Annotated in this window: 9 protein-coding genes; 1 reads left to right on the top strand and 8 read right to left on the bottom strand. The window is 65.9% G+C overall.

Annotated elements, in window-relative coordinates; genetic code table 11:
- Positions 1-26: 26 nt before the first annotated feature.
- The 6 genes from I6N89_RS15230 to I6N89_RS15205 form a co-directional block, all read right to left on the bottom strand.
- Entirely contained in the window at positions 27-3,143 is a 3,117-nt protein-coding gene (locus tag I6N89_RS15230) for an efflux RND transporter permease subunit (RefSeq protein WP_207019277.1), read from the bottom strand.
- Complete coding sequence (locus I6N89_RS15225; RefSeq protein WP_207019276.1) at positions 3,140-4,489, bottom strand: efflux RND transporter periplasmic adaptor subunit; 1,350 nt, start codon at positions 4,487-4,489, stop codon at positions 3,140-3,142. The genes I6N89_RS15230 and I6N89_RS15225 overlap by 4 nt, the downstream gene beginning before the upstream one ends.
- A 107-nt stretch (positions 4,490-4,596) precedes the next feature.
- On the bottom strand, positions 4,597-5,352 hold the full coding sequence (mtgA, locus tag I6N89_RS15220; RefSeq protein WP_207019275.1) for a monofunctional biosynthetic peptidoglycan transglycosylase: 756 nt from the start codon (positions 5,350-5,352) through the stop codon (positions 4,597-4,599).
- 323 nt (positions 5,353-5,675) lie between these two features.
- Positions 5,676-10,217 carry a glutamate synthase large subunit gene (gene gltB / locus I6N89_RS15215; protein WP_207019274.1) on the bottom strand — a complete coding sequence of 1,514 codons (4,542 nt, stop codon included), beginning with the start codon at positions 10,215-10,217 and terminating at the stop codon, positions 5,676-5,678.
- 82 nt (positions 10,218-10,299) lie between these two features.
- Entirely contained in the window at positions 10,300-10,737 is a 438-nt protein-coding gene (locus I6N89_RS15210; protein WP_236016656.1) for a GFA family protein, read from the bottom strand.
- A 114-nt stretch (positions 10,738-10,851) separates the two neighbouring features.
- On the bottom strand, positions 10,852-12,288 hold the full coding sequence (locus I6N89_RS15205) for an NAD(P)-dependent oxidoreductase (protein ID WP_207019273.1): 1,437 nt from the start codon (positions 12,286-12,288) through the stop codon (positions 10,852-10,854).
- 226 nt (positions 12,289-12,514) lie between these two features.
- Between I6N89_RS15205 and I6N89_RS15200 the strand changes: the two genes are divergently transcribed.
- Positions 12,515-13,318, top strand: coding sequence for an undecaprenyl-diphosphate phosphatase (locus tag I6N89_RS15200; protein ID WP_207019272.1), 804 nt, complete (start codon positions 12,515-12,517; stop codon positions 13,316-13,318).
- Between the two features lie 259 nt (positions 13,319-13,577).
- On the opposite strand, the gene rlmH is transcribed toward I6N89_RS15200, so the two are convergent.
- Positions 13,578-14,048, bottom strand: a complete 471-nt coding sequence (gene rlmH, locus I6N89_RS15195) for a 23S rRNA (pseudouridine(1915)-N(3))-methyltransferase RlmH (RefSeq protein ID WP_207019271.1) — start codon at positions 14,046-14,048, stop codon at positions 13,578-13,580.
- Between the two features lie 10 nt (positions 14,049-14,058).
- Positions 14,059-14,430 carry a ribosome silencing factor gene (rsfS, locus tag I6N89_RS15190; RefSeq protein ID WP_207019270.1) on the bottom strand — a complete coding sequence of 124 codons (372 nt, stop codon included), beginning with the start codon at positions 14,428-14,430 and terminating at the stop codon, positions 14,059-14,061.
- Between the last annotated feature and the right edge of the window lie 218 nt (positions 14,431-14,648).

Here is a 14,648-nt window from a genome sequence, read left to right as displayed (position 1 = left end):
GGGTTTCCAACCCACCGACCGCAGACCTACGCCGGCACGACCTCTCCTTCTGCCTCTGCAACACGCGGGCGCAGCCCGAAATCCTGAAGCACCGCGATCACCGCAGGCGTCACGAACAGCGCCAGAAAGGTCGCGGCTGTGAGGCCGAAGGCGAGGCTCGCCACGATGGGGCGCAGGAACTGCGCCTGCGTGCTCGGCTCGAAAAGCAGCGGGCCGAGCCCCACCACCGTGGTCAGCGAGGTCAGAAAGATCGCACGGAACCGGTCGCGCACCGCCTCGCGCCCGGCCTCCAGCACATCCATGCCGCGGGCGGTCTTGTCGTCGATGAAATTCACCAGAAGGATCGAGTCGTTCACCACCACCCCGGCAAGCGTCGCCAGCCCCACGAGGCTCGGCAGAGAGATCTGAAGCCCCAGCGCCATATGCCCCCACATCACGCCCACAACGCTGAGCGGGATCGCGGCCAGCACCGCCAGCGTGCGGACAAAGCTTTGCAGGTAGAAGGCCAGCAACAGGAACACGCCACCGGCACCGAGCGCCATATTGCGCGCCAGCGAGCTGCCGGTGGTCGCGGTGTCTTCGGCCTCGCCGAGAATCCGCACGGAGATCTCGGGGCGGGTTGCCGCGAGCTCGGGCAGATAGGAGGCGCGCAGCGCCGCCATCAGCTCGCGGGCATTGGCCACGGCGGGATTGATCGTGCCCTGAATGCGCACGCTGCGCTGCCCGTCGACCCGGTTGATCGTGGCATAGCCGCGCGATTGCGTCACCGTCGCCACCGCCGAGAGCGGCACCAGCGCGCCGGAGCTGCTGCGGATCCGCAGATCGGTGATATCTGACAGCGCGATCCGGTCGCCGGCGCCAAAGCGCGCGACCACATCGACCTCGCCCAGCCCGTCGGCGAAGCTGAGCGCGCTGTCGCCGCGGAACGCGGCGCGCAGCTCGCCGGCGAGGGTCTGCGGCGCGACCCCCAGTGCGTTGGCGGCGGCGGTGTCGAGCCGGACGAGATATTCCGGCTTGCCGGGCATCAGGTCGAAGGTCACGTCGCGCACCCCGTCGAACTCGCGGAAAAACCGACGCATCTCGCGGGCGGTGGCTGCCAGCGCTTCCAGATCGGGGCCCTGTACGAGCAGGTCGATGGGTTTGCCCCCGGCGCCGCGCTCCTTGTCGGTGATGCGGAATGCGGCCATGTCGGGCAGCCGTCCGCTGAGCATCTTCCAGCGGTCGAGAATCTCGGTGACATCGGTGTTGCGCGTGCCGGCGGGCAACAGCTTGGCGCTGATCGTCGCCATATGCGGGCCGGTGCCCGGCGCGTCGGGGTTGCTGCCATAGGTGACCGTGTAACTCTGGACAAGCGACTGGCCCCCGGGCTGCGCGGGCGTCAGTTCGGCATTCATGATGTCCAGCGCCGAGACCACCTTGGCCACGCGCTTTTCGGTCAGCGACAGCGGCGCGCCCTCGGCCAGCAGCAGCCGCGCCTCGACAGTGTCGCTCTCGAGCTGGGGAAAGCTCTGATACTTGATAAAGCCGCCGGAATAGGGGGCGAGCGAGATCAGCACGAGAAACACCGCAAGGCCCAGCGTTGCATAGCGAAAGCGCAGTGCCAGCCCGGCGAGCGGCACGATCACCGCGTCGCGGAACCGGGCAAAGCCGTCATTCACCGCGCCGCTGATGCGCCCCGGCTCTGCCCTCCGACCCAGCGAATGGCGCATATGCGCGGGCAGGATGAGGAAGGCTTCGATCAGGCTGATGGCGAGCACCAGCAGCAGCACGATGGGGATGTATTTCAGCACCGCGCCGATACTGCCGGTCATGAAGCTCAGCGGCCCCACGATCATCGCCGTGGTCAGGAAAGAGGCGAAGACCCCCGGCCCGACCTGTCGCACGCCGTTCACAGCCGCATTGTGGGGCGCTTCCCCGGCCTCGCGCCGGCGCACGATGTTTTCGGAAATCACGATGGCGTCGTCCATCAGCAGCCCCACCGCGATCAGCAGCGCCACCATGGTCATCATATTGATCGTGTAGCCCAGAAGCTGCATCGCAAAGATCGCGCCCAGGAACGAGACCGGCAGCCCCATCGCCACCCAGAAGGACAGACGGAAGCCGAAGAACAGCCACATCACCGCCAGAACAAGGAGCAGGCCCTGCGTGCCGTTCTCGGCGATGATGCGCAGGCGGTCGCGGATATTGCTGGTGGAGTCCTGCGAGATCGCCAGCGCGATATTGCCCGGCGCATCGGCGCGTGCCTGCGCGATCTGCCGGTCGAGCGCTGCCTTGACGCGCAACGCATCCTGCGTGGCGGTCTTATTCACCGAGACGATGGCGGCGCGGTGGGCGCCGTAATAGGCCGCCTGTGCCGGATCGGCGAAGCCGGCACGGATCGTTGCCACATCGCCCAGCAGCAGCGTGCCGCCGCTCGCGCTGCCCGCGACGGGGATGCGGGCCAGCTCGGCGGGGCTGCGTTTCTCTCCCAGAAAGCGGATCGCGGCATCGCCATCGGGCCCTTGCAGCGTGCCCGCCGGCAGATCGAGGCTGTGCTGCGACAGGACAGAGGCGATCTGCGCGATGTTCAGCCCGTGGCGGCGCAGGGCCACCGCGTCGAAGGTGACCGCGATCTCGCGGTCGGAAAAACCGTTCACCTCCACATCCGAGATCTCGGGATCGGCGCGCAGCCGGTCGGCGAGCGCGGAGGCATAGGCAAAGAGAACCTGCGGGTCTTCCGGCCCGGTGACGGCGATGGAGGCCACGGAGGCGACGCGCTCGACCACTGTGCTCACCGGATCCTCGGCCTTGTCGGGAAAGCCGGTCACGCCGTCGATTGCGGCCTTCAGATCGTTGTGAAACCGCGTCATGTCGGCGCCTTCGACGATCTCGGCGGTGAGGATCGCGGTGTTTTCGCGCGCGAGGCAGGTCAGCCGGTCGAGGTTTTCGACGCGGCGCAGCGGGGTCTCGGCCATGACGCAGATGCCGCGCTCGACCTCGGCGGGGGTGGCGCCGGGATAGGCGATACGGATCTCTACCTCAGAGGGCGCCACCAGCGGAAAGGTATCGCGTTGCAGCTTGGGCAGCGCCGCGAGGCCGAGCGCCAGCAGCGCGATCATAAGGATATTCGCTGCCGTGGGGTGGAGCGCGAAGAGCCGGATCATTTGCCGGCCTCGCCGGATTTGTTTTTGCCTTGACCGCTCCCCGCGCCGCCGCCTGCAGGCGCGCTCTGCCCCAGCGCCTCGGCGGCAAGGGCGGTCATGCGGGCACTGTCCTCGACCGGTTTCACCTGCATGCCGGGCACGGCCACGGTCGGCGACGTGATCACCAGTTGGTCGCCGGGTTCCAGCCCGCTGTCGATCACCGCAAGATCGCCCATGGTGAAGGCGATGGTCACGGCGCGTTTCTGAAGCGTCTCGTCGGCGCCCACGACCAGCGCCGTACCGTCCCAGACCGCATCTGCCGGGGCCACGAGCCGTTCGGTCTGCGGGCCGATCAGCAGCACCTCGACAAACATGTTGCGCCGCAGCGGCGGGCGCTCTCCGGCAGCGGCCTGGCCGAGCGGATCCTCGACGCGCACCACCACCGTGGCGCTTTGCGTCCCGCTGTCGATGGCGTCGCCGACCCGTACGACCTCCGCTTTCCAGGTGACATCGTGGCCCGGCGCCGTGAGGCGCACGCGGGCTTTCAGATCCGCGACCTCGGCGTCCCCGCCGGCCAGCCGCAACAGCGGGCCGATATGGCCCAACGGGAACCGTGCCGGCACCTCTGCCGCCGCGAGGTCCTCGGCGGCGAGCAGCGTCTGCCCCGCCCCGACATATTGGCCCTCCGTGGCGGTCACCTCGGTGATGCGCAGGTCGTAGGGCGCACGGATCTCAGTGAAGTCGAGCGCCCGTGCCACCGTGGCCTTTTGCGACAGCACGACCTCGCGCTCGGCGGCGGCCAGTCGGCGCTCGTTTTCGAGTCCGGTCACCTGCGCGCGGGCGGAGAGTTCCTGCCGGCGGGCGGCATCGAGCCCGGCGCGCGCCGCGACTCCCTGGTCGGTCAGCCGCTCCTGCCGCGCCAGTTCGGCCCGGGCGAGCTCCAGATCGGCGCGCGCGATGTCCAGGCTGGCGGCGAGCGTGTCGTTCTTCACATCCGCCGCAGCGATCTGCGCGTCCATCTGCGCCAGCGACAGGCGCAGATCCGAATCGTCGATCCTGAAGAGCACCGTATCCGCTGCCATCAGCGTGCCCGCCGCGAGATCTGCCCCGGTTTCCACGATGTCGCCGGCGACACGCGCCACCGCGTGCCATTCGCGCGCCGGGTTGACGGTGCCGTAGCCCGACAGCCGGGGCAGGACCGGCACAGGTTGCATGGTCAGAACCCGGACGGGCAGGGAGGGACGCTTCACGGCGGCCTCGGCGGGGGGCTGTTTCAGCGTTTCCGCATAGACAAAGGCCGCAGCACCAAGAGCGGCAGGAATGCCAAAAGCCAGCGCACGGCCAATCAGGGAACCCAAGCCCGCCATCTATCGTGTCTCCGATCATATCTCGACTATTGAATGGGTTCACAGAACAGCCCGGGCGGGCAAAAGGCAATAGTCTTGTCGCTGTCGCGATGTAGGTTGGCGATCCGCTATTCGAAGCAGGCGGCGCGGCCATCGCGTTCGATGGTGGCGGCGCCGTCGCGGATCTGTGCGGCACGGCGCTGGACATAGCTCGAGGGGCGCGAGGCCGAGCGGTCCTTGGGGTCGGGCAGGATCGCGGCGAGACGTGCCGCCTGGGTGGCGCTCAGCTTGTCCGGGCCGACGCCGAAGTAATGCCGGGAGGCTGCTTCGACGCCGAACACGCCTTCGTCGAACTCGGCGATGTTGAGATAGATCTCGAGAATGCGCCGTTTCGACCAGAGTGCCTCCACCACCGGGGTGATCAGCGCTTCCAGCGCCTTGCGCGGCCAGCTGCGGCCCTGCCAGAGATAGACGTTCTTCACGACCTGCTGGCTGATCGTCGAGGCTCCGCGATTGCCGCCTTCTTCGATGGCGGCGCGGATCGCCCGCATGTCAAAGCCCCAATGGGTGCAGAAATTGGCATCCTCTGCCGCCACGACCGAACGCAGCATCACCGGTGCGATGCGCTCGGCATCGACCCAGCGCTGATCGACGGAGGCGCCGAGCCGCCGGCCCTCGGACCACATCGTGTAGGTGGTGGGCGGGTTGATCAGCTTGTAGAGCAGGACCGCCAGCAGCAGCAGCCCCACCGCGACCATGCCGAGTCTGAACGTCTGCCGCAGCAGCCAGCGCCCCGGACGGATCCGCCTGCGCGGCTTTGCGACCGCCTCACGCAGCTTGTCGGGTTTTGCCTGCTTCTTCGGTTTTTTCGCTGCTCGCGCCATGAGCTTAGAAATACACGGGCTGGCGGGCGGGGGGAAGCGTGCAACACGCACAAGGCCCGGCGCATCTATGCGCTCCGGGCCTTGGCCGCCCCAGTGGCAGGGGACGATATCCGACACTCATCATCATACGCCACGGGTTACATTTGGAACTAACACTCCGAACAATTCCTTTATGGCCACTGAATTGGGTGCCGTTAGGTAAACAATGTGGCGCAATCCGGAAAAATCACTCGGTCGGGCGGTTTTTTCCCTGCACTTCAGGCCAAAAGCAAGACGCCCGGGGAAATCCCCGGGCGTCTGCGACATCTCATGAAAGCCGAGGCTTATTCCGCCGGCACGGCGAGGCTGTCCTCGATGCCCAGCGGGTGGGCGATCTTGTTCAGCATCTCCTTGGGGCAGACCTGGAGGAAGTTGACCTTCTCCAGATCCCAGTGCTGGAGGATGTCCTCGGCCTTGCGGCTTTTGGTCTCGGCCAGATGGCGCTCGATCATGCCTTTCAGCTCCGCTTCCCAGTGCTCGCTGTTCACCGGGCAGGTGACGAGGCTTTCCATGTTCATCATGTCCGCCGCTTCGCCCTTGGGGTCGTAGAGATAGGCCATGCCGCCGGTCATGCCGGCGCCGAAGTTGGCACCGATGGGCCCGAGGATCACCGCCACGCCGCCGGTCATGTATTCGCAGCCGTTGGAGCCGCAGCCCTCGACCACCACCTTGGCGCCGGAGTTGCGCACCGCGAAACGCTCGCCCGCGCGGCCGGCGGCAAACAGGTAACCGTCGGTTGCGCCGTAAAGCACGGTGTTGCCGATGATCGTGTTCACCTCGGCCTTGAGCGGCGACATCATCGGCGGACGCACCACCACGGTGCCGCCGGAGAGACCCTTGCCGACATAGTCGTTGGCATCGCCCGAGACCTCGATCTTGAGGCCCGGCGCCGCGAAGGCCCCCAGCGACTGCCCGGCGGAGCCGGTCAGCTTCACATGCAGGTGGTCGGGTTGCAGCGCGTTGCGCATGCCGAACTTGCTGACGATATGCGACGAGGTCCGCGTGCCCACCGTGCGGTGCGTGTTCTGCACCGCGTAGGAAAGCTGCATCTTCTCGCCATCCTCAAGGAAGCGGTGGCCGTCGCGGACGATCTCGGCATCGAGCGTGTCAGGCACGACGTTGCGGCCCTTGTTGCGGTCGTAGACGATATCGTCGGCGCCATCGACGCGGATTAGCAGCGGATTGAGATCGAGATCGTCGAGATGCTCGGCCCCGCGGCTGACCTGACGCAGCAGGTCGGCCCGCCCGATCACGTCGTTCAGGCTGCGCGCGCCGATGGAGGCGAGGATCTCGCGCACCTCGGTGGCGTAGAAGGTGATGAGGTTCACCACCTTGTCCGCGCTGCCGGTGAACTTGCCGCGCAGCGCCTCGTCCTGCGTGCAGACGCCCACCGGGCAGGTGTTCGACTGGCACTGACGCACCATGATGCAGCCCATCGCGATCAGCGCGGCGGTGCCGATGCCATATTCCTCGGCGCCCAGCATCGCGGCCATGACGATGTCACGGCCCGTGCGCAGACCGCCATCGGTGCGCAGTGTCACCCGGTCGCGCAGCTTGTTCATCGCCAGCACCTGATGCGCCTCGGTCAGGCCCATCTCCCAGGGCAGGCCGGCATATTTGATCGAGGTCGCCGGAGACGCCCCGGTGCCGCCATTGTGGCCAGAGATCAGGATGACGTCGGCCTTGGCCTTGGCCACGCCCGCCGCGATGGTGCCGACGCCGGAGGAGGCCACCAGCTTCACCGTCACCTTGCAGCGCGGGTTGATCTGCTTGAGGTCGTAGATCAGCTGCGCCAGATCCTCGATCGAGTAGATATCGTGGTGCGGCGGCGGCGAGATCAGCGTCACGCCCTTGGTCGAATGCCGCAGACGCGCGATCAGTTCGGTCACCTTCATGCCGGGCAGCTGGCCGCCCTCGCCGGGCTTGGCGCCCTGAGCGACCTTGATCTCAAGCTCTTCGCAGTGGTTGAGGTATTCGGCGGTCACACCGAAACGCCCCGAGGCCACCTGCTTGATCTTTGCCGACGGGTTGTCGCCATTGGGCTCCGGCACGAAATGCGCCGGATCCTCGCCGCCCTCACCCGAGTCGGACTTGGCGCCGATGCGGTTCATCGCGACGTTGAGTGTCTTGTGCGCCTCGGGGCTCAGCGCCCCCAGCGACATGCCCGGCGTGACAAAGCGTTTGCGGATCGAGGTGATGCTTTCCACCTCCTCGATCGGGATCGCCTTGCCCACCGGTTTGATGTCGAGCAGGTCGCGCAGATGGATCGGCGGGTTGGCCCGCATCGCCTTGGAATAGGTCTTCCACAGCTCATAGGAGGCCTTGTTGCAGGCCGCCTGCATGAGATGCATCGTCTGCGCGCCCCAGGCATGGGTCTCGCCGGATTTCCGCGCCTTGTAGAACCCGCCGATGGGCAGCACGTCGCGTCCGCCGGCAAAGCCCAGCTTGTGGATCTCTTCCGCCTTCTGCTGGATGCCGTGCACGCCGATGCCCGAGATCCGGCTCAGCATGCCGGGGAAATACTCGGCGCACATGGCGCGCGACAGGCCCACGGCCTCGAAGTTGAGACCGCCGCGGTAGGAGGAGATCACCGAGATGCCCATCTTGGCCATGATCTTCAGCAGACCCTGGTCGATGGCCTCGCGGTAACGCGCCATGTTCTCGGTCAGCGTGCCGTCGAGCAGGCCGCGCTCGATGCGGTCGGCGATGCTGTCCTCGGCGAGATAGGGGTTCACGATGGTCGCGCCGCAGCCCACCAGAACCGCGAAGTAATGCGGGTCGATGCATTCCGCAGAGCGGATGCCCAGCGAGCAGAACGTGCGCAGCCCCTTCTTGGTCAGCCAGCTATGCACGGCGCTGGTGGCGAGGATCATCGGCATCGCCACCTTGTCGTCGGTCTGGTGCTGATCGGTCAGCACGATATGACCGCCGCCCGAGCGCACTGCGTCCTCGGCCTCGGCGCGGATGCGGCTCAGCGATTCGCGCAGCGCGCCCTCGCCCTGTTCGGCGGGGAAGGTGCAGTCGATCTCCACCAGACGCGCATTGAAATGCTCCGTCAGCTCGGCGAACTGGGCGTTGGCCACGAACGGGCTTTCCAGCACCAGGATCTCGGTCTGCGAGCTGCTTTCGTCCAGCACGTTCTTGAGGTTGCCGAACCGCGTCTTGAGCGACATCACGCGGAATTCGCGCAGGGAGTCGATCGGCGGGTTGGTCACCTGGGAGAAGTTCTGCCGGAAGAAATGGCTCAGCGGGCGGTACTTCTTCGACAGCACCGCAGAGGGCGTGTCGTCGCCCATCGAGGCCAGCGATTCCTTGCCGTCCTCTGCCATCGGCGCGAGGATCTGCTCCAGCTCTTCCATCGTGTAGCCGGCCGCGATCTGGCGCTTGCGCAGGTCGGACCCGGCAAAGAGCGGCTTTTCTGTGATGCCCGAGAGCGCTGCGTCGAGATCGGTGATCTTGCCGACCCATTCGCCGAAGGGCTGGCTGCCGGCGAGGCGGTTCTTGATCTCGGTGTCGTGGTAGAGCTTGCCCTCTTCCATATCGACAGCGATGAGCTGGCCCGGGCCGAGCGCGCCCTTTTCGCGCACCGTGCCCTCGTCGACCGGCACCATGCCCGCCTCGGAGCCCGCGATCAGCAGCCCGTCGCCTGTCACCACATAGCGCATCGGACGCAGACCGTTGCGGTCGAGCCCGCCGCAGACCCAGCGGCCATCGGTCATCGCCAGGGCGGCGGGGCCGTCCCAGGGCTCCATCACCGAGTTCACATAGGAATACATGTCGCGCCAGGCCTGCGGCAGCTCCACCGCCTGCTTGGACCAGCTCTCGGGGATCAGCATGGTTTTCGCCATCGGCGCGTTGCGCCCGGCGCGCACCAGCACCTCGAACACCGCGTCCAGCGCGGCGGAATCCGACGCGCCATTTGCGATGATCGGTTTGATGTCCTCGGCCATGTCGCCGAAGGTGGAGGAGGCCATGCGGATCTCGTGGCTCTTCATCCAGTTGGTATTGCCCTTGATCGTGTTGATCTCGCCGTTATGAGCCAGCATGCGGAAGGGCTGCGCCAGCCACCATTGCGGGAAGGTGTTGGTGGAATAGCGCTGGTGATAGATCGCAAAGGCGCTCTCGAACCGCTCATCCTGAAGGTCGGGATAGAATTCGCTGACCTGCTCGGCCAGCATCATGCCCTTGTAGATGATCGAGCGGCAGCTCAGCGAGGCGATATAGAGCTCGTTGATGCCGGCGGCCTGCGCGGCCTTCTCGATGCGGCGGCGGATGACGTAAAGCTCGCGCTCAAAGGTCTCTTCGTCCACCCCCTTGGCATTCGAGATCAGGATCTGTTCGATCTCGGGGCGCGTCGCGTTGGCCTTTTCGCCGAGGCAGTCGACGCTCACAGGAACGTGGCGCCAGCCATAGATATAGTGCCCCATGCGCAGCACTTCGGTCTCGACGATGGTCCGGCAGGTCTCCTGCGCGCCGAAATTGGTGCGCGGCAGAAAGACCTGGCCGACGGCCATCAGCTCGTCCTTGCGCGGCGCGTGGCCGGTGCGGTCGATCTGGTCGTAGAAGAAGGCCACCGGGATCTGCACATGAATGCCCGCGCCGTCGCCGGTCTTGCCATCGGCATCGACCGCGCCGCGGTGCCAGATCGCCTTGAGCGCGGTGATCCCCGCCTCGACCACCTTGCGCGACGGCTTGCCGTCGATGGACACCACAAGGCCCACACCGCAGGAGGAATGCTCATGCTCCTCGCGGAACATGCCGTTCTCTTCCATCCATGTGCGTTTGGCCTCTTCGGCGGCGGCCCAGGCTTGATCGTAAGTGGTCATGGCATTGCACCTCCATGCAGGGCCGCATCACGCGGCCGGTTGTTCAGGTCCGGCACTTGGCGCCGGGAAAATCTCGTGCGGGTCAGGCGCCGTCCACCTGGACCCCGTATTTGGTCAGCGTCTCGGCACGGGTCATACGCTCGTGATTGCCGCTCAGCGACCAGCAGTCGGGTTTCTGGTCGATAAAGATCTCGCGCTGCATCTCCAGTCCGTCGGCGTTGTCGAGCGTGCCGATGGTCACCTCGAAGTCGCCGGCGCCGTCGAGACCCTTGTCAAAGCGATACCAGAGCACCGAGCCGCACCGGCCGCAGAACTCGCGGCTGGCCCAGTCCGAGGAGCGGAAGGCGCGGATATGCTCTGCCCCCTCCAGCATCATATCGCCCTGCGGCACGGTCACCGCAAAAAGCGCCGCGCCGGCCCAGCGCTGGCACTGCTCGCAATGGCACACGCCAAAGCTGCCCAGCGATTTCGCCGTATAGCGCACCGCGCCGCACAAACATCCGCCCGTTCGTTCCGTCATGGCATCCCGCTTTCCGGAAGGCGCGGCGCTCGCCACGCGCCTGCGCTTTCATCTTTCTTCAAATACTCACCGCACCCTGTCCGCCGCAGAGGCGGCCTCGGGCAGGGGCGCCGTTCATTCGGCGGCAATCGCCGCCTGCCGGTCGAAATCCTGGAGCACATGCTCGGCGCAGTCGCGCCCGTCGCGGATCGCCCAGACGACCAGCGATGCGCCGCGCACGATGTCGCCCACGGCATAGACGCCGGGCAGGGCGGTGCGGCCGGAGGTGAACTCGGCCTTCACGGTGCCCCAGCGGGTCACTTCCAGCTCGGGCGCGCCCCAGAGCGTCGGCAGCTCCTCGGGCTCGAAGCCAAGCGCTTTGATCACCAGATCGGCGGGCTCTTCGTAATCGCTGCCCTCGATGATCTCGGGCGACTGACGGCCGGAGGCGTCGGGCAGGCCGAGGCGCATCTTCTGCGCGAGAACGGCACTGACCGGCTCGCCCTTGAAGCCCTGCGGCGCGGTCAGCCATTCAAAGACCACACCTTCTTCCTCGGCGTTCTGCACCTCGCGCTGCGAGCCCGGCATATTGGCGCGGTCGCGGCGGTAGAGACATTTCACGCTGGTCGCGCCCTGACGGATCGCCGTGCGCACGCAGTCCATGGCGGTGTCGCCGCCGCCGATCACCACGACCTTCTTGCCGTTCGCGTTCAGCTCGCCGCTTTCGAATTCCGGGACCTTGTCGCCGAAATTCGCGGCGCGGTTCGAGGCGGTGAGATAGTCGATGGCCTTGACGATGCCCGACGCGCCGGCACCCGGGCCGCGCAGGTCGCGCGATTTATAGACGCCGGTGGCGATGATCACCGCATCGTGCTGGTCGCGGATGTCTTCAAAGGACATGTCGGCGCCGACATTGCAGTTGAAGACAAAGCGCACGCCGCCATCCTCGAGCTGCTTGATGCGCCGCATGACCACATCCTTCTCCAGCTTGAAGCCCGGGATGCCGTAGGTCAGCAGCCCGCCGCCACGGTCGTAGCGGTCATAGACCGTCACCTGCACACCGGCGCGGCGCAGCATGTCCGCCGCCGCCAGCCCGCCGGGGCCGGCGCCGATGACGCCGACGCTCTCGCTGCGCTCGGCCGTGGGCGCGGCGGGGGTGACCCAGCCCTTCTCCCATGCGGTATCGGTGATGTATTTCTCGACCGAGCCGATGGTCACGGTGCCGTGGCCGGAGGATTCGATCACGCAATTGCCCTCGCAGAGACGGTCCTGGGGGCAGATGCGGCCGCAGATCTCGGGGAAGGTGTTGGTCGACTGGCTGATGTCATAGGCCTCTTGCAGGCGGCCCATGGCGGTCAGGCGCAGCCAGTCGGGGATATTGTTGTGCAGCGGGCAATGGCTCTGGCAATAGGGCACGCCGCATTGCGAGCAGCGGCTGGCCTGTTCCTTGGCCTTCGCGTCGGCGAATTCCGCATAGATTTCGTCAAAGTCCTTGTTGCGGACCGTCGCGCCACGCTTCTCGGGCATGTCGCGTTCGATTTTCACGAATTTGAGCATCGGCTGCTTTGCCATGTTCCTGGGTCTCCGAACAAGTCCTTGGGTCGCGTCTCCATACTGAAAGCGAAAACGAAATAAAAGTCAGAAAGTATGACCTATATTCGCTTTCTTTCAGGGCCCTCGCTGCGGGTGCGCGATGTTTTTGTGAAAATTGAGTAACGAAGCGGACCTTTTTGTTTCTTTCCCCCTGAAAAATAGGGCGTTATAGAGATCGCATGAGCCTAGCCGGAGGTTTGCGCCCATGCCAATGCTGCAACTGATCCTGCTGGCCTTGATCCAGGGGATCACCGAATTTCTGCCCATTTCTTCCTCAGGTCATCTGATATTACTGCCGAATCTCTCCGGCATGGCGGATCAGGGCCAGGCCATCGACGTCGCCGTGCATGTGGGCACGCTGGCGGCGGTGGTGCTCTATTTCCGCGCCGATGTGAAAGTCGCGGCACTCGGCACGCTCGATCTGCTGCGCGGGCGCCGCGACACGCCCGGCGCGCGGCTGGCCTTGGGGCTGGCCATCGCCACGGTGCCGGTGGTGCTCTGCGGGCTCGCACTGAAACTCACCGGTCTCGACGAGGCGCTGCGCTCGGTCGCGGTGATCGGCTGGACGATGCTGGGCTTCGGCATCGTGCTCTACTGGGCCGACCAGACAGGCGGGACCGACAAGGTTGAGGCGGATTGGGGCGTGTGGGACGCGCTGAAGATGGGGCTCTGGCAGGCGGTGGCGCTGATCCCAGGCACCTCGCGCTCTGGCATCACCATCACCGGGGCGCGGTTCATGGGATATAACCGGCACGACGCCGCCAAGATCTCCATGCTGATGTCGATCCCGACCATTCTGGCCTCTGGTGTGCTGCTTGGGGCGGAGGTGATCTCCGAGGCGGACGCGCAGGTCGCCCGGGACGGGGCCATCGGTGCGGTTTTTGCCTTTGTCGCGGCGCTGCTGGCGCTGACGCTGATGATGCGGCTGCTGCGTTCGGTCAGCTTCACACCTTATGTGATCTATCGCGTGATCCTCGGCGCCGGGCTGCTCTGGTACGCCTATTCCTGATCTGCCCGGCGGGTGCGGAGGTAAAGAGTTGGCCCCGGAGTGTTTTGGGACCTCCGGGGCCAAAAACGCGCCGACCGGTGCGACCGAAATAGGCCGCGGGGACAGGGTGGCAGGCACGTTAGCGCGTGTCGGTCTGGCAGCACGACGCCGCGTTGAAATCCTGCTAAATCAAGGATCTGTGACTTGGCAACCAGAGCGGGTTGACGATAGCGGAAACTCGCCGCCAACGAGGGCTGGGCGGGCGGAAACCCGCCGAGTGTCAGGCGCGGTGATAGGGGCTTCCGGCGAGGATCGAGGCGGCGCGATAGAGCTGCTCGGTCAGCATCACCCGCACTAGCATATGCGGCCAGACCATCTGCCCGAAAGACAGCGCCATATCCGCCTCGGCGCGCAGATCCGGGGCGATTCCGTCGGCACCGCCGATGACAAAGGCCAGATCCTGCGTGCCGCCGTCGCGCCAGCGTCCGAGCCTTTGCGCAAAATCGGGCGAGGGCATCTGCCGCCCGCGCTCGTCCATCACGCAGAGCCGCGCACCGGAGGGCAGGGCACGGCGCAGCAGGTCGGCCTCTGCCGCCATGCCACCGCCCTTGCGGTCATCGACCTCGGTCACGCGCGCGGGGCCCAGCCCCAGCGCCCGCCCCGTCCGGTCGAAGCGTTTGAGATAATCGTCGACAAGATCGCGCTCGGGGCCCGCCCGAAGGCGTCCCACGACGCAAAGATGCACCCGCACGCGACCGCTGTCAGTTCGCGGTCTGCGCGGTCTTGCCCATCGGCAACCACATCTTTTCGAGCTGGTAGAACTCGCGCACTTCCGGGCGGAAGACATGGACGATCACATCGCCCGTGTCGATCAGCACCCAGTCGCCGGTTTCCTGGCCTTCGGATTTCGAAAGCACACCCAGCTGGTGTTTCAGATCCTCGACGAGCTTTTCGGCGATCGCCACCACCTGGCGCGACGAGCGGCCCGAGCAGATCACCATCTGATCGCAGACGGAGGTCTTGCCGCGCAGGTCGATCTGCACGACATCTTCGGCCTTGTTGTCATCGAGGCTTTTGAGGACAGCGGCGAGGATCATCTCGCTGGTGACCTCGGACTGGGGCAGGCCGTTCATCGCCGCCCCCGGCTCTGCGGCACCGGCCGCATTCGCAGTAAGTGACAGGACATCGTCCTCCTTCTAGACAAGCGCCGAATGCCACCCCGGCGCCGGGCGTGCTCAAAAGATAACATCGGAAGTGTGAAATCTCAATGATTGCACATGTTCCGGAATGCGTCCCGCAGCCGGATTGCGCGGCTTTCGCCCGAATCCCTAGCAGAGTCAAAGCTTTCCTG

The organism is Salipiger abyssi (genome assembly GCF_017311415.1).
Lineage (GTDB): Bacteria > Pseudomonadota > Alphaproteobacteria > Rhodobacterales > Rhodobacteraceae > Salipiger > Salipiger abyssi_A.
Note: the sequence above shows the minus strand (reverse complement) of the source record. Positions and strands in the feature narration are given on the sequence as shown.